Below are 15736 nucleotides of genomic sequence, written 5' to 3'. Positions count from 1 at the left end.
GGTGTGCGGTGTGAGGTGTGAGGTGTGAGGTGTGAGTATCATATTGCAAAAGAGAATGTTGCAAAAAGTCCACTTTTCGCAATATGCGCCGGTCAATTTTCAGCCTTTTCGGTAACATGCCTTGCCAGCACTGGCTTTGCGAAGTTGGCACGATAATTTCATATATAACAGCAGTTGTTTTTATCCCGTGCTCTCTTCAGCTCTAGCTGAAGTTCGGCCAACCCATTGGGTTGGCCATTTTTTTGCCTGCTATTCCCCATACTGCCGGGTTTCAAGCTGCTGCAGGGTCTCCTCCAGCGCTGGCTGCCATGCCTGCATCTGAGCATCCACCCTCGCCTCATCCCGCTCATGGCAGGACTGCTCCAGCTTTTCGCTCAGGTACTGGCAGCGCAGGGCTCCGTAGCTGCCACAGGCCGACTTCAGACTGTGGCAGCTACGGGCCATCGCGTCGTAATCTCGCTCGCCAAAGGCCCGTTGCAGGGCCGCGCTCTGCTGCTGCCCATCCTGCACAAAGAGCCGCAGCAGTCGCTCCAGTACCTCGGGCCCCAGCTCCCGCTCCATCCGCTGCAGATGGTGAGGTTCGAGCAGCGGTAAACGGGCCTGCAGGCGAAGCCAGTCACTCATTCATTACCCCAGCTCTGCAGCTTGCGGTAAATGGTGGACGGGCTGACTTCCAGCAAGGCGGCGGCCCGGGAAACATTACCCTGGCAATGGCTGATCGCCTTTTCGATGGCCTGTCGTTCGACAACGGCCAGGGGAACGACCGGCGCCGGTATGGCATCGGTCACCAACTGTGCCGGTGTGCCGTGTGCCAGCGGAGTATCCAGCGGGGCCGGCAACATATCCAGCTCTATCCATTCACCCTGATGCAGCACCACCGCATTGCGGATCACGTTCTGCAGCTGGCGTACGTTACCCGGCCAGTGGTAGGCCCGCAGCCGGTCCTTGGTGGCTTCGGACAGACCGACAAAAGACTTGCCCTCTTCCCGGGACGCCTGGCGGACCAGAGCGGTGGCAATGCTGATCACATCTGCACCCCGCTCCCGCAACGGCGGCAGGTTAATCGGGATCACATGCAAACGGTAATAGAGATCTTCCCGGAAACGCCCCTGCTCCACCTCAACCAGGGGATCCCGGTTGGTGGCACAGACGATGCGCACATCGACCTTGATCTGCTGAGAGCTGCCCACCGGCTGAATTTGTCCGGTCTGCAAAAAGCGCAGCAGCTTGCTCTGCAGCTCCAGATCCATTTCGCAGATTTCATCCATGAACAGGGTGCCACCATCGGCCCTGATCACGGCTCCGTCTCTGTCTTGCTGTGCCCCGGTAAAGGAGCCCTTGATATGCCCAAACAGCTCGCTTTCCATCAGATCCTTGGGAATGGCGGCACAGTTCAGCGCAATGAAGGGCTCTTCAGTGCGGCCACTGAGCTGATGCAACGCCTCGGCACAGACTTCCTTGCCGGTACCACTCTCGCCGGTAATGAAGACGGTGGCGGTACTGGGGGCGGCGTTTTCAATCAGGCGGTATACTTTCTGCATCGGCAAGCTGTCACCGATAAAGCCTTGAAAACGCTCTTGTTCAATTTCATGACGATAACGATTCACCAGCTGGTTAAGATGGCGGAACTTCATGGTGTTGTGCAAGGTCACCTTGAGTCGTTCGGCTTCCACCGGCTTGTTGATGAAATCATGGGCTCCCAGGCGCATGGCATCTACCGCCACATCCACTGAGCCATGGGCCGTCATCACGATGGTGGTGACGTTCGGTTGCTCCCTGTGCAGCCACTGCAGAATCTCCATGCCGGGCATATCCGGCAGGATCAGGTCAAGCAACAGAATGTCCGGTGGTTGCCGCCGGATATGCTCCAACGCCTGCTGTCCATTGGTGACCACCGTCAGTGATAACGGCTCATCTTGCAGATAGGCCTGATACAGCGCCGCCAGGGAAGCCGTATCCTCTACCAGCAAGACGCTCAGTCTTTCATCTACCATCTTTATCTCTCACCCTCAATCTCCGGTTCGGCTGCTACGGCCCACGAAAAAATACTTGCAGCAAGTTAACTTCATGTTAACATCAAGCCAACATCAAGTGTGACTCATTTGTCACTCTCTCATCACTGCCATCTCATTGTTAGTACGACAACCGTTTTATGCCTCTGTGGCTGCTGCGAAACCAGGGTATCTGTGTACCCTGGTCTTTTTTATGCCTGCGTCTTTACGACTCAAGCCGGATTGTCGATATCCTTGAAACTGACTTCCAGCCCCTGCTCTCGCGCCAGCCACTCGCCCAGCGCCTTGATGCCGTAACGTTCGGTGGCATGATGACCGGCGGCGAAAAAATGGATGCCTCGTTCCCGGGCCACATGCACGGTCTGCTCAGACACTTCACCGCTGATGAAGGCGTCCATACCCTGCTCGGCGGCGAGATCGATATAGCCCTGCCCCCCGCCGGTACACCAGCCGACCCGGCGGATCACTGCCGGGCCACTGTCACCAACGTGCAAGATCGGACGCCCCAGCCGTTGCTGCAGTCGCTCGGCCAGTTGCTGGCCGTCAAGCGCGTCATCCAGTTCTCCCCGCATCGACACCGACAGCGCGTTGCCAGGCTCGAGTGGCCCCTCGACCCGGATCCCCAGCAACGCCGCCAGCTGGGCGTTATTGCCCAGCTCGGGCGCGATGTCGAGGGGCAGGTGATAGGCATATAAATTAATGTCATGGCCGAGCAGGCTCTTGAGTCGTTGCCGCTTCATGCCGCGTACACACTCGTTTTCGCCTTTCCAGAAGTAACCATGGTGGACCAGCACGGCGTCTGCGCCCACGGCCACCGCATGATCGATCAACGCCTGGCTAGCGGTGACGCCGGTTACCACGTGGCGAACCTCGCTTTTACCTTCCACTTGCAGGCCATTCGGACAATAATCCTTGATGGCGTCTGCATTGAGCTGCCTGTTGAGCAGCTGTTCGAGTTCCAGATTATTCATACTGGCTCCATGACGTGTGTTTGCCCCATTGTAAAACAAAAGGTTCCGCTGATGAGTCATGCATTTCGTTCTTTATTGGCGCGGCTGAGCGATCCGGTAGTACGGGATCTGGCCTGGGCGCTCGCCAGCCCCAACCTGTTGCAGGTCAGCCAGCAGGCACCCGATAATGACTGGTATCGGCAGCTACTCGATGAATACCAACCCCGACTGTTCGAGCTTGATGCGGCCCCCGAGCTGCTGCACGCCCATTGTCGTACTTACCGCAGGCTGGGCCTGTATTTCGAAGCGCTCTGGCACTTTTTTTCTGCTCGATCATCATCGCTTTCAGCTGCTGGCCTACAACTGGCAGCAGGTGGTCGACGGCACCACCCTCGGTGCCTTCGACTTTATCGTCTGGGACCGGGCATCACAGCGTATCGAACACTGGGAGCTGGCGGTAAAATTCTACCTGATAAGCGATCCCGGCGCTCCTATGGTCACGGCTGTGGCATCAACCCTCGCGACAAACTACGACACAAGGTCGAGCACATGCTCCACCATCAGCTCCGGCTCAGCCAGCACCCCACCATCCGTGAACGGCTCGGTCAGCTGAAAATAATGCCACAAAAAACACGCATGATCCTGAAAGGACGCCTGTATTACCCGTCCGGCTGCCAACAATTTTTATCCGAACAGGGGGAGCGCGGGTACTGGGGCCTGGCGTATCCGGATGCTTCTTTTGAACCACAGCAGAAAATGGGCTGGTTGACCGGTGGACGGCTCGGTGATCATCAGGATAAAAAACAGAATTTCCATAACCGGGAAGGTAACTGGTACATCAGAGTCGATGAGGAGTGGCTTGACACAAGGGGTAGATAACGAGGGATAAAGCTGGAAAATGGAGGCGCGTTCCGGAGTCGAACCGGACTGAACGGATTTGCAATCCGCTGCATAACCGCTTTGCTAACGCGCCTTTGCAGAATTTGGAGCGGGAAACGAGATTCGAACTCGCGACCCCAACCTTGGCAAGGTTGTGCTCTACCAGCTGAGCTATTCCCGCTTTAAATCTGGTATACCGGGCCGCAGTTGCTGCCGTCCGATGGCTGCGCATTATAGGCGGACCGACGGCCAATACAAGTCATTTTTATGTCATTTGGTTTATTCGTTTTAATTTTCAGCGAGTTGAGCATTTTTTAACAAGCCGCCGCCTTGGCCGTTCTGCCCGAAACTGACTAAGCTTGCCAGCATCTGTTTCCATGGAGTAGCCCCATGTCCTTGCTGCTGTTGATGATACTGCTGCTGGTCCCCGCTGTTCAGGCCGACACCCTGTCCGGTGTGCCGGCACCGGAAGCCGCCACCGGCTGGCGTGACAAGCCACTGGTCACCGCCCACAAGGCGATGGTGGTCACCGCCAATCCCTATGCCAGCAAGGCCGCACAACAGATACTGCAACAAGGCGGCAGCGCGGTTGATGCCATGGTGGCGGCCCAGGCGGTACTGACTCTGGTCGAACCTCAGTCCTCCGGGGTGGGCGGTGGCGCCTTTCTGGTGTACTGGCAGCAACAGCAGGCCCGTCTGACCACACTGGATGGGCGGGAAAGCGCCCCCATGACGACGCCGGACGATCTGTTTCTCGATGAAGAGGGACAGCCACTGGCCTTTTTCGATGCGGTGGTCGGCGGGCGCTCGGTCGGCACGCCCGGCACCGTCATGCTGATGTGGCAGGCGCATCAGCGCTTCGGCACCCTGCCCTGGCGCGAGCTGTTCGTCCCGGCCATCTCCCTGGCGCTGGACGGCTTTATCGTATCACCACGCCTGGCCCGACTGATCGCACAGGATCGGGAATACCTGTCGCGGGATCCGGACAGCCGCCGCTATTTCTTCGATAATGACGGAAAGCCGCTACAGGCCGGCGCCATCAGGACCAACCCCCTGCTGGCTGCCATGCTCACCCGACTCAGCATCGAAGGCCCCTCGTCGTTCTATCGGGGTGCACTGGCCAACGCCATGGTCGACAAGGTACGTCAGGCCACCCCCGCCGGCCACCTTAGTCTGACCGACCTGGCCGACTACCGGGTCAAGGAACGAGCGCCGCTTTGCGCCCCCTACCGGCAATATCAGATCTGTGGCATGGGACCGCCCAGCTCCGGCACCCTGGCGCTGGGACAGATACTGGGGATCCTGTCCCATGTCGAGCTGGCCACCACGGGCCCCAACTCGCCGGAAAGCTGGCGGCTGATTGCCGATGCCTCACGACTGGCCTTTGCCGATCGCAATGTCTATGCCGCCGACAGCGACTTTGTCCCGGTGCCGGTGGACGAATTGCTCGACCCCGGCTATCTCGCCGACCGGGCACGACTGATCACCGAGGCCACCCGTGCGCTACCCCGGGTAAGCGCCGGCACCCCGTTGCCCTCGCTCGGGCAACAGGCTACCGACCGCTCTCCCGAGTTTCCTTCCACGTCTCATCTCAGCATCGTCGACCGGGAAGGCAATGCCCTGTCCATGACCTCCACCATCGAGAACGGCTTCGGCTCTCGCCTGATGGTACAGGGCTTTCTGCTCAACAACGAGCTGACCGACTTTTCCTTCAGCCCCCATCGGAAGGCATACCGGTGGCGAATCGACTGGCACCAGGCAAGCGCCCTCGCTCGTCGATGGCGCCCACCATAGTGTTGTATCAGGGCCGCCCCCTGCTGGTGATCGGCTCACCCGGGGGCAGCAGCATTATCGGCTATGTGCTGCACACCCTGCTCAATGTGCTCGACTGGGGCATGAACCTGCAGGAAGCGCTGCATCAGCCCCATATACTGCATCGCGGGGGAGTACTGGAAATGGAGCCGGGAGGGCGCAACCAGGCGTTGCAAGCGGCTCTGGAACAGCAGGGCTTCAGTACCCGCCTGACCGAACTCAACTCCGGCCTGCACGGCATCATGCTGCATCAGGACCATCTCAGCGGCGCTGCCGACCCACGGCGTGAAGGGGTTGCGCTGGCCGCCGACTAGACGATGACCGAAAACCGAATAACCCTACATAATATACAGGTAAAGCCTGTATTTTACGTAGAATCACCGTATATTGATGGCCTTGAAAGACGCTACTAAAGTTTGCGGCGCCGGGACCGATAACCCGAACACACACCACCGTCATTCCATAACAAATAGCGGATACCGATGAGCAGAAGAAACCAGCACCTTATTGATGAGGAAGTGACTTACAACGACCAGGAGCAACTGGTTTCCACCACCGACCTGCGCGGCGTTATCACCTATGCCAACGATGTATTCTGTCATGTTGCCGGCTATCAACCCGAAGAACTGATTGGCAAAAATCACAATATCGTTCGCCACCCGGATATGCCCAAGGCGGCCTTTCAGGATCTGTGGGAACATGCCAAGGCCGGTCAGGCCTGGCGGGGCGCGGTAAAGAATCGCTGTAAAGACGGCCGCTATTACTGGGTAGATGCCTATGTAACACCCATTTACCAGCAAGGAAAAGTCACCGGCTACCAGTCGGTGCGCACCCGACTCGACGATCGCGTCCGTGACCGGGCTGCGCAGGCCTACCGGCAGTTACTGAAACAGGAACAGAACAACAGCGGCTCTCGCCTCTCGCTGAAACGGATCACTCCCTGGTTATCGGCAAGCGGTCTGGTGGCCTTGCTGGCAGGATCCTTTGCCTATGGCGGCACCAGCCAGTTGCTCTGGAGCCTACTGCCCGTAGCCTGGTTCACCCTCTGCTACCGCAAGTCGTTGTTTGGCACCCAACATTATCTCCAGGGACTGGGTCGCGAATACGACAGTATTTCCCGGCTGATCTATTCCGGGGATGAACCCCACTCCATCGCCGACTACCACCTCAAGATGTGGCAGGCCCGTACCCGCACCATACTGGGCCGGGTCGATGACGCCACCCATTCGCTCAAGGCGCTGGCGGGCAGCATGATGCAATCCATGACCGGCGCGCGCGCCGATCTGAGCCAGCAAGACAGCGATACCCATCAAATCGCCGCCGCCATCGATGAAATGTCGGCTACCGCCAACGAAATCACCCGCAATACCCAGCAGGCGGCCAGCAATGCGGAAGAGGCCCAGCACCAGTGCCACCTGACCCAGGGGCAGCTGGAACAAACCAAACAGAAGATTATCGATCTGGCCCGGGAGGCCGAACACGCCGCCGAGGCGACCCTGGCCCTGACCCAGGAGTCGGACCGCATCGGCACCCTGATGAGTGAAATCCAGGGCATTGCCGACCAGACCAACCTGCTGGCGCTTAATGCCGCCATCGAAGCGGCTCGCGCCGGCGAACACGGTCGCGGTTTTGCGGTGGTGGCGGAAGAAGTCCGCGCCCTCTCCACCCGCACCCACGGTGCCACCGAACAGATTCAGACCAGTATCAGTCAGATCCAGCAGACGCTGGCACGGTGGCGCTCCATGATGGACGCCAACATGGAGCACAGCCAGGAATGCGTGCATGCGGCCGAAACCGGCAGCGCCAGCCTGGCTCGAGTGGTGACCGAAATTGACAATATCGTCGGCCTGACCGTGCAAATTTCCACCGCCGCCGAGCAACAGCAACTGGTAGCAGAAGAAATCAGCCACAATGTCCATCAGATCTCGGAAACGTCCTCGGCCAACCTGCACAAAATCGCCCATGTGGAAAGCTCCAGCAAAGAACTGCTGGATCGCTCCCAGGGACTCAACGATCTGACCCGGACCTTTTCCTGAGCCCTTGCCAAACAACAGCAACAAACCCGACCATCACCGCCACGTGCTGAACCTGCTTGCCCTGGTCCCTCCGGGGCAGGTAGTCAGTTACGGGCAACTGGCGGATCTGGCCGGCCTGCCGGGAAGAGCCCGGCTGGTCGGCCGCATTTTGCGTACCGAAGACACTTCAGCCTTGCCCTGGCACCGGGTCGTCGCCGCCGATGGCCGCATCAGTCTGCCCGCTGGCAGTGATGGCTGGCTTGAACAACGATACCGGTTACAGGCAGAGGGCGTCTTGTTGCAAGGGAACAGGGTCGCGATGGAGCAACACAGATGGCGGCCCGATTTAGCGGTTATCCTGATGCTGATGGAACATTGAAACAGATGGCAAACCTGCCAGAACCGGCCGCCATCCAGGTGCTGATGGAACATTAAACACCGCTGGCGGCTCAGTCCGCCTCTTCCAGCAGTTCACTGACATGAACCTGAAACGGAATGGTTTCATCTTCTCGCTGCAGCAATATCAGTTGATTGTTGATGTCGACTTCCAGTACATAACCGGAGCCGTCCGAAGTATGACAAATCATACCCGGTCTGATGTCATGAATATCCATATTCACTCTCCATAGGCAGGGTTTGCCGCTTTAAATTGACATCCTTGCGATAACCTTCACCCTTGGTTATCTGATCAGGCCAGCCATTCTGGCCGGCCTGGTATCGCGGTTACTTTCCTTTCTGCCGCTGCTGCCATTTACCATCAGTATAATGAGCCGTCCAACCGGTCGCTTTCTTATTGACCTCGGTCATCACATATTGTTCCTTGTTCTTGCGACTGAATCGCACCACCGCCTTGTTACCTTCCGGATCCTCGGTCGGTGCCTCGGTAAGGTACAGGAACTTGGGCGGCAGCCGATCCTTGAACTGCACCAGCTCTTCCACCAGCGGCGCCCGGGTTTCCCGCGATTTGGGGAAATTGCTCGCCGCCATGAAGATGCCCGCCGCACCGTCACGCAACACGAAATAGGCATCGGACTGGGTACAGGGCAACTCGGGCAGATGCACCGGATCTTCCTTGGGCGGAGCGACTTCGCCATTTTTGAGGATCTTGCGGGTGTTCTTGCACTCCTCGTTGGTGCAGGCCATATACTTACCGAAGCGGCCGTTCTTCAACTGCATCTCGGCACCACAACGATCACAGTCGATCACCGGGCCTTCATAGCCTTTCAGCTTGAATTGGCCCTGCTCCAGCTCGTAGCCGTCACAGTCCGGGTTCTGACCACAGACGTGCAGCTTGCGCTTGTCGTCAATCAGATAGGCATCCATGGCGGTACCGCACTTGCCGCAGCGGTGCTTGGCGCGCAGGGCGTCGGTTTCCGCTTCCTCGTCGTTGGCCAGCACGAATTCGTCACCGGGGATCAGGTTGATGGTCTGCTTGCAGCGTTCCTTGGGTGGCAGTGCATAACCGGAACACCCCAGAAAGACCCCGGTGCTGGCGGTACGGATACCCATCTTGCGCCCACAGGTGGGGCAGTCGATGTCGGTCAGCACCATTTCGTTGGCACGCATGCCACCTTCTTCCGCCGGCATCTCGGCCTTTTCCAGATCTTCGCTGAACTCCGCATAGAAGGCGTCCAGCACCTGAGTCCAGTTGAGGCTGCCGTCGGCAATTTCATCCAGCTTGCTTTCCATCTGGGCAGTAAAGTCGTAGTTCATCAGCTCGGCAAAGCTTTCCTGCAACCGATCGGCCACGATCTCACCCATTTTTTCCGCATAGAAGCGCCGGCTTTCCACCTTGACGTAGCCCCGGTCCTGAATGGTGGAAATGATGGACGCATAGGTGGAAGGGCGGCCGATACCACGCTTCTCCAACTCTCGCACCAGCGCCGCTTCGGTAAAGCGCGCCGGCGGCTTGGTAAAATGCTGCTTGGGATCGAGTTTATCCAGCGTCAGCACTTCGCCCGCCTGTACCGCCGGCAGCACCGTGTCTTCGCCCTTTCGGCTCTGGGGTGTCAGTACCTTGGTCCAGCCGGCAAACTTCAGGATGCGACCCCGCGCCTTGAGATCGTAGTCGCCGGCACGCACGGTAATGGTGCTGCTGTCATACTGGGCCGGCACCATCTGACAGGCCACAAACTGGCGCCAAATCAGGTCGTACAGCCGCTTGGCATCCGCTTCCATACCATCGAGCTGGTCGGCGGCCAACGCCACGTCGGAGGGACGAATCGCTTCGTGTGCTTCCTGCGCGTTGGCTTTGGCACTGTAGACATTGGGATCGTCGGGCAGATAGGACGGGCCGTATTGCTCCTGAATAAACTCGCGCACCCCGGCCACCGCTTCCTGGCTCAGGTTGGTGGAGTCGGTTCGCATGTAGGTAATGTAACCCGCCTCGTAGAGTCGCTGGGCCAGCATCATGGTACGTTTGACGCCGAAGCTCAGCCGGGTACTGGCCGCCTGCTGCAGGGTAGAGGTAATGAAGGGCGCCGGTGGCTTGCTCTGGGTCGGCTTGTCATCCCGCGAGACCACTTCGAAACGGCTCGCCTTGAGCGCATCGACCGCGGCCATGGTCTGGGCTTCGTTGACCGGGCGGAATTCCTTGCCTGGTACTTGGCCACCGCCATCGACAGCGCCAGCTTTTCTTCGTTGCTCAGGCTGGCCTGAATGTCCCAGTACTCTTCCGGCACGAACGCCTTGATTTCACGTTCTTTTTCTACCAGCAGCCGTACCGCAACCGACTGCACCCGACCGGCAGACAGGCCACGAGCGACCTTTTTCCACAACAGGGGCGAAACCATGTAGCCCACCACCCGATCCAGAAAACGACGGGCCTGCTGGGCATTGACCCGGTTCTGGTTCAGATCGGAGGGACGACTGAAGGCATCCTGAATGGCGGTCTTGGTGATTTCGTTGAATACCACCCGCTTGAAGCGCTCATCGTCACCACCGATCAGCTCCTTGAGGTGCCAGGCTATCGCCTCCCCTTCGCGGTCCAAATCCGTTGCCAGATAGATGGTGTCGGCTTTTTCGGCCAGCGTCTGTAATTCGGTGACCACCTTCTCTTTACCCGGCAGCACCTGATAATTCGCCTTCCAGCCATGGTTGGGATCCACTCCCATACGGGCGATCAGCGCCTTCTGTTCTTTCTGCTGTTTGAGCCGGGCCTTTTCTTCCGGGCTCAGCTGCTTGGTGTCGGCTTTTTTCCCCCCGGTTTTCTTGGCGGCAGAGGAGCCGGCGGTGGGGAGATCCCGCACATGGCCGACACTGGATTTGACGATAAAGTCCTTACCCAGATATTTGTTGATGGTTTTTGCCTTGGCGGGCGATTCCACGATAACCAGCGATTTGCTCATAAAGCGCGTAAGGTCCTTAAGGTCTGGCCCCCGTTCAGGGGTCCGGCGGCAAGGTAATGACGGCTGTATAAGTTAAAAAGCCGTAAAATGCAAACTTGCCAGGCTAGAGCCGGAAAAAAGTTCAATGAATTTATATTTACTTATTAACACCTTCATACCAGCAGGAATCAACCGCTTTTTTGAATAAGCTGCCTGTTCGACCGCTTTTTATGCATTGTTATGATTAAGGCATAATCTGTTGTTAAAATTGGGTTACATCTCCCCAAAAAATCCACATATAATGGCTTCAATCAGCATTTTCTCTGCCCCTAACACCATTTAAAAGGACAATATAATGGTACAGTTTGAAGCTAATTTTGACGGTCTGGTTGGCCCCACCCATAACTACGCCGGCCTGTCTTACGGCAATGTAGCCTCTCAAAGCAATGCTCAGGATGCCTCCAGCCCCAAACAGGCGGCCAGACAGGGCCTGCAAAAAATGAAGGCCCTGGCCGATTTGGGTCTGGTACAGGGGGTACTGGCGCCCCAGGAGCGCCCCGACATCAACACCCTGCGCCGGCTGGGTTTTACCGGCAGCGATGCCCAGGTGCTGGAAAAAGCCTTTCGCGAAGACCCGGTGCTACTGGCCGCCTGTTGCTCCGCGTCCAGCATGTGGACCGCCAATGCCGCCACCGTCTCGCCCAGCGCCGATACCCAGGACGGCCGCATTCACTTTACCCCGGCAAACCTGACCAACAAGTTTCATCGTTCCATCGAACATGAAGTCACCGGCCGTATCCTCGGCCAGGTCTTTGCCGACGAGCGCTATTTTTGTCACCATCAGGCGCTGCCTGCCAACGAGTATTTCGGTGACGAAGGGGCCGCCAACCACACTCGTCTGTGCGCCGATTACGGCCGGAGCGGGGTTGAATTGTTCGTTTATGGCCGCAGCGCCTTCGATTTGAGCCAGCCGGCGCCCCGCCGCTATCCGGCCCGCCAGACCCTTGAGGCCTCCCGCGCCGTGGCCCGACTGCACGGTCTGAACGACGATACCGCCATCTTTATCCTGCAGAATCCCGATGTCATCGATCAGGGCGTCTTCCATAACGACGTGATCGCGGTCGGCAACCAGAATGTGCTGTTTTATCATCAGGAAGCCTTTCTCGACACCGCCGCCGCGCTGGATGAAATCCGTCGCAAGCTGCCCGACACCGAGCTGCATTTCATCGAAGTGCCTACCACCGAGGTACCGGTGCTGGATGCGGTAAAGAGCTACCTGTTCAACACCCAGATCGTGACCCTGAGACCCGGCCACATGGCGATCATCGCCCCTTCCGAGTGTGCCGAAACTCCGAGCGTCAAAGCCTATCTGGACAAGCTGCTGACCCTGAACACCCCGATCCGGGAAGTGCATTTCATGGATGTGAAGCAGAGCATGCGCAACGGCGGTGGGCCGGCCTGCCTGCGCTTGCGGGTCGCGATGAACGAGGCAGAGCATGCGGCCACCAATCCCGCCTGCCTGATGAACGAGGCGCTGTTTGGCCGTCTCAACCAGTGGGTTGACCGGCATTACCGCGACCGCCTGAGTCTGAACGATCTGCGTGACCCGGCCTTGCTGCTGGAGTCTCGTTCGGCCCTCGACGAGCTGACCCAGATCCTGCAACTGGGCTCGGTCTACCCCTTCCAACGGTAGTTAAAGGCTGGGATTGGGGATTGGGGACATTGTCCCCAGTCCCCGAATTTAATCACCCGAAGGGGCGTTGCCCCGCTTCCACCAGCTTCATCAGCGCCCGGCTGACGCCCGCTTCCACCGCCTTGCCCAGCTTGTCCTTCAGGCTCTGCTTCGGCTGATAATGCAGTCGGATCACCCGCTTGTCGGCACTTTGCGCCAGCAGGTAGTCGCTGCTGGTCATCAGCTCGTCCACCAGGCCCAACTCACGGGCGTCGGTAGCCAGCCAGTGTTCACCGGTGGCTACCTTGTCCAGTGCAAGTGCCGGCCGGTTCTCGGCAATAAAATCCTTGAAACGATGATGGATCACTTCCAGTTCCTCGCGGAACTTGGCGCGGCCTTCGTCGTCGTTCTCGCCGAACAGGGTCAGGGTGCGCTTGTATTGACCGGCGGTATGCAACTCGATGTCGATGTCCTTATTCTTGAGGAATTTATTGAAGTTGGGCAACTGCGCCACCACGCCGATGGAACCGACGATGGCAAAGGGCGCCGCGATGATCCGCTCGGCAACGCAGGCCATCATGTAGCCACCGCTGGCCGCCACCTTGTCTACCGCCACCGTGAGGTGCAGCCCCTTCGCCTTGAGCCGAGCCAGCTCGGCGGCTCCCAGGCCATAACCGTGCACCACGCCACCGCCGGACTCCAGCCGCAGCAAGACCTCGTCGCCTTTCCGGGCCAGTTGCAACAGGCCGGTGATTTCCCGGCTGAGACCGGCCACCTCATGGGCATCCATGCTGCCCTTGAAATCGAGCACATAGAGCCGGGCACCGCTTTCCACCGCTTTCTTGTCGGCCTTGGCCTGCTGTTTGAATTGCTGCTTGAGTTGCTTGCGTTCACCATCGCCAACCGCCGTGGCCAGCTTCAACCGTTGCTGCTGCAGGCGCAAAGCCGCCCCCAGATCCTCAACGTCCAGTCGGTCGTTCCCCTGCTTCTGTTTTGTCGCCACCCCGGCCACCAGTGCCACCACGGCACCGATGGCCAGTACCCAGGTCAGGCTCTTGGCGGCAAAGAGGCCGTATTCGTATAAAAACTCCAGCATGACATCTCCTTAAGGCGTAATTCGACACCCATTGTAAAAGCCATCACACCGAACACCAATGGGCTTTTGCTGCCAACTTTTTATGTTCAGCACTGGCATCCTCGGCCAGAGTCTGGTTTGATCGGGCCACTTTGATTTTTGCTGAGAGAACACAGGCAAATGCTCGATTATCACGCATCCCCCGACTTACTCAACGACAAGGTGATTCTGGTCACCGGTGCCGGCGATGGCATTGGCCGACAGGCGGCGTTACATTTTGGTGCTCACGGCGCCACCATCATACTCCTGGGCAAAACCGTGAAAAAACTGGAAGCGGTCTACGACGAGCTGCTGGCTCAGGGCAGCCCGGAACCCGCCATTATCCCGCTGGACCTGCAAGGTGCCAACAAACAGCATTATCTGGACATGGCCGAGACCATCAAGCAGCAATTTGGTCGCCTGGACGGGGTACTGTTCAACGCCGGTCACCTGGGCGTGCTCGGCCCCTTCGAGATGATTGGGGAGGACGAGTGGGACAAGGTGATGCAGATCAACCTCAAGTCCCAGTTCCTGATGACCCAGGCGCTGTTGCCACTACTGAAAGCCACCCCTGCCGCATCCGTGATCTACACCAGCTCCGGCGTCGGCAAACAAGGACGTGCTTACTGGGGCAGCTACGCCATTTCCAAATTTGCCACCGAAGGCATGATGGAAGTGCTGGCCGACGAATTCGACGATAGCGGGGTGCGGTTCAACTGCATCAACCCGGGGGCGACCCGTACCGACATGCGGGCCCGGGCCTATCCCGGCGAAGATCCGGCCACCCTGCGTACCCCCCGGGAGATCATGCCGCTGTATCTGTATCTGATGGGAAATGACAGCCAGCATATCAACGGCCAGTCGCTCGCCGCCCAGCCAGACAAAATTCGTCCCCGCGCCAGCCAATAAGCTGACAGGCGGCCTAACTTCGTCTAAAACTAATCTTACCGGTTCGTTAACTGCGGGGTCATAACAGCTTGACCCCATTGCCAAAAGGATGAGGCAACAGTCATGTATCGCCCCAAGAGCACGGTAGAACAATGGCGAATATTTCAGGCGGTGGTCGACAGTGGTGGCTATGCCCAGGCGGCGGAAACCCTCAGTAAAAGCCAGTCGTCCCTCAATCACGCCGTGGCCAAGCTGCAGCAAGGACTGGGGGTGGCGCTGCTGGAAGTCAAAGGCCGCAAGGCCTATCTGACGCCGGAAGGCGAGGTATTTTTACGCCGTTCACGCAAGCTCACCCAGGACATGAAAGATCTCGAGCTACTGGCCGATGTACTGGCCAGCGGCTGGGAGCCTATTCTGCGTATCGTGGTGGAGGCATCCCTGCCCCGCCAACCGCTCTATCACGCCCTGGCCGATTTTGCCGGCCGCTCCCGGGGGTGTCGTATCCATCTGGTCGAAGCTCAGCCCACCGGTTGTCAGGCGGTGGTCAGCAAGCAAGCCGCCGACCTAGTCTTTGCCTGTCGCGCCTTTACGGGCATCACCAGCCTGCCGCTGGCCACCACCGTGTATGTACCGGTCTGTGCCCCTGAACATCCGCTGGCTCAACTGGAGGAGGTCACCGCCCATGAGCTTGAGCCCGAACTGGAGCTTATTCTGGCGGATGGCAACGAACAGGAAGAGGGCTGGGAACGGGCCGAGCAACGCTGGATCATCAACCACCTGCACGATACCCTGTCGCTGTTGCGCCGGGGCATCGGCTTTGCCTGGCTGCCACTGGAGGTAGTGGCGCCGCTGATCGACAGCGGCTTGCTGACCCAGCTACCCATGGCCAATCAGGCGCTGCGCAAGCGTTTTACCCATCTGATCCTGCCCCGGGCCACGCCGCCGGGACCGGCTGCCAGCCTGCTGCTGACCATGATCCGGCATCATTACAGCGACCACGAAGGCAGCCTTCCCGCCTCTTGATCCTTGCCAGCCCGAATCGCCTTCCTTATGCTGATGGCCTCGTAT

Annotated in this window: 14 protein-coding genes, 2 tRNA genes and 2 pseudogenes; 10 read left to right on the top strand and 8 right to left on the bottom strand. The window is 58.6% G+C overall.

Annotated features, from left to right (window positions below):
- Nucleotides 1-249: 249 nt before the first annotated feature.
- From BFR47_RS03010 to BFR47_RS03000, 3 genes are all read right to left on the bottom strand, one after another.
- Nucleotides 250-624, bottom strand: coding sequence for an Hpt domain-containing protein (locus tag BFR47_RS03010; RefSeq protein WP_071471700.1), 375 nt, complete (start codon nt 622-624; stop codon nt 250-252).
- A complete protein-coding gene (locus BFR47_RS03005; RefSeq protein WP_071471699.1) occupies nt 621-1994 on the bottom strand; it encodes a sigma-54-dependent transcriptional regulator in 1374 nt (457 codons plus the stop codon). Before BFR47_RS03005 ends, BFR47_RS03010 begins: the two co-directional genes overlap by 4 nt.
- 230 nt (nt 1995-2224) lie before the next feature.
- Nucleotides 2225-2983 (bottom strand): Nif3-like dinuclear metal center hexameric protein, encoded by a 759-nt coding sequence (locus BFR47_RS03000; protein WP_071471698.1) that lies wholly within the window; start codon nt 2981-2983, stop codon nt 2225-2227.
- A 9-nt stretch (nt 2984-2992) separates the two neighbouring features.
- Here BFR47_RS03000 and BFR47_RS19375 point away from each other — a divergent pair.
- From BFR47_RS19375 to BFR47_RS19365, 3 genes and pseudogenes are all read left to right on the top strand, one after another.
- A pseudogene (locus BFR47_RS19375) lies at nt 2993-3325 on the top strand (DUF1853 family protein); the annotation flags it as partial.
- Between the two features lie 10 nt (nt 3326-3335).
- Nucleotides 3336-3575, top strand: coding sequence for a DUF1853 family protein (locus BFR47_RS19370; RefSeq protein WP_425433983.1), 240 nt, complete (start codon nt 3336-3338; stop codon nt 3573-3575).
- Nucleotides 3473-3841: a DUF1853 family protein gene (locus BFR47_RS19365; protein WP_425433982.1), complete on the top strand. Its 369-nt coding sequence runs from the start codon at nt 3473-3475 to the stop codon at nt 3839-3841. Before BFR47_RS19370 ends, BFR47_RS19365 begins: the two co-directional genes overlap by 103 nt.
- A 20-nt stretch (nt 3842-3861) precedes the next feature.
- On the opposite strand, the gene BFR47_RS02985 is transcribed toward BFR47_RS19365, so the two are convergent.
- Together BFR47_RS02985 and BFR47_RS02980 are read right to left on the bottom strand one after the other, a co-directional pair.
- A tRNA-Cys gene (locus BFR47_RS02985) sits at nt 3862-3935 on the bottom strand.
- 11 nt (nt 3936-3946) lie between these two features.
- A tRNA-Gly gene (locus tag BFR47_RS02980) sits at nt 3947-4022 on the bottom strand.
- Nucleotides 4023-4231: 209 nt separating this feature from the next.
- Between BFR47_RS02980 and BFR47_RS02975 the strand changes: the two genes are divergently transcribed.
- The 4 genes from BFR47_RS02975 (at nt 4232) to BFR47_RS02965 (ending at nt 8047) form a co-directional block, all read left to right on the top strand.
- Nucleotides 4232-5635, top strand: coding sequence for a gamma-glutamyltransferase family protein (locus BFR47_RS02975; RefSeq protein WP_281245923.1), 1404 nt, complete (start codon nt 4232-4234; stop codon nt 5633-5635).
- Nucleotides 5578-5967, top strand: coding sequence for a gamma-glutamyltransferase (locus BFR47_RS18950; protein WP_281245922.1), 390 nt, complete (start codon nt 5578-5580; stop codon nt 5965-5967). Before BFR47_RS02975 ends, BFR47_RS18950 begins: the two co-directional genes overlap by 58 nt.
- Before the next feature lie 168 nt (nt 5968-6135).
- Complete coding sequence (locus tag BFR47_RS02970; RefSeq protein ID WP_071471695.1) at nt 6136-7689, top strand: methyl-accepting chemotaxis protein; 1554 nt, start codon at nt 6136-6138, stop codon at nt 7687-7689.
- Nucleotides 7690-7693: 4 nt separating this feature from the next.
- Nucleotides 7694-8047 (top strand): MGMT family protein, encoded by a 354-nt coding sequence (locus BFR47_RS02965; RefSeq protein WP_071471694.1) that lies wholly within the window; start codon nt 7694-7696, stop codon nt 8045-8047.
- A gap of 70 nt (nt 8048-8117) precedes the next feature.
- Here BFR47_RS02965 and BFR47_RS17915 read toward each other — a convergent pair whose 3' ends face one another.
- Both BFR47_RS17915 and topA read right to left on the bottom strand, forming a co-directional pair.
- Nucleotides 8118-8282: a hypothetical protein gene (locus BFR47_RS17915; protein WP_175514048.1), complete on the bottom strand. Its 165-nt coding sequence runs from the start codon at nt 8280-8282 to the stop codon at nt 8118-8120.
- A 109-nt stretch (nt 8283-8391) separates the two neighbouring features.
- A pseudogene (gene topA / locus BFR47_RS02960) lies at nt 8392-11015 on the bottom strand (type I DNA topoisomerase).
- 334 nt (nt 11016-11349) lie between these two features.
- Here topA and astB point away from each other — a divergent pair.
- Entirely contained in the window at nt 11350-12687 is a 1338-nt protein-coding gene (gene astB / locus BFR47_RS02955; protein WP_071471693.1) for an N-succinylarginine dihydrolase, read from the top strand.
- Between the two features lie 52 nt (nt 12688-12739).
- On the opposite strand, the gene sohB is transcribed toward astB, so the two are convergent.
- On the bottom strand, nt 12740-13759 hold the full coding sequence (gene sohB / locus BFR47_RS02950; protein ID WP_071471746.1) for a protease SohB: 1020 nt from the start codon (nt 13757-13759) through the stop codon (nt 12740-12742).
- A 162-nt stretch (nt 13760-13921) separates the two neighbouring features.
- On the opposite strand from sohB, the gene BFR47_RS02945 reads away from it, so the two are divergent.
- Nucleotides 13922-14689: a YciK family oxidoreductase gene (locus BFR47_RS02945; RefSeq protein WP_071471692.1), complete on the top strand. Its 768-nt coding sequence runs from the start codon at nt 13922-13924 to the stop codon at nt 14687-14689.
- A gap of 102 nt (nt 14690-14791) precedes the next feature.
- Nucleotides 14792-15691 carry a LysR family transcriptional regulator gene (locus BFR47_RS02940; RefSeq protein ID WP_071471691.1) on the top strand — a complete coding sequence of 300 codons (900 nt, stop codon included), beginning with the start codon at nt 14792-14794 and terminating at the stop codon, nt 15689-15691.
- The last annotated feature ends 45 nt before the right edge of the window (nt 15692-15736 follow it).

It is taken from the genome of Oceanisphaera psychrotolerans, from assembly GCF_001870485.1.
Lineage (GTDB): Bacteria > Pseudomonadota > Gammaproteobacteria > Enterobacterales > Aeromonadaceae > Oceanimonas > Oceanimonas psychrotolerans.
The sequence above is the reverse complement of the archived record's forward strand: the minus strand, read 5'-3'. Positions and strand labels throughout refer to the sequence as shown.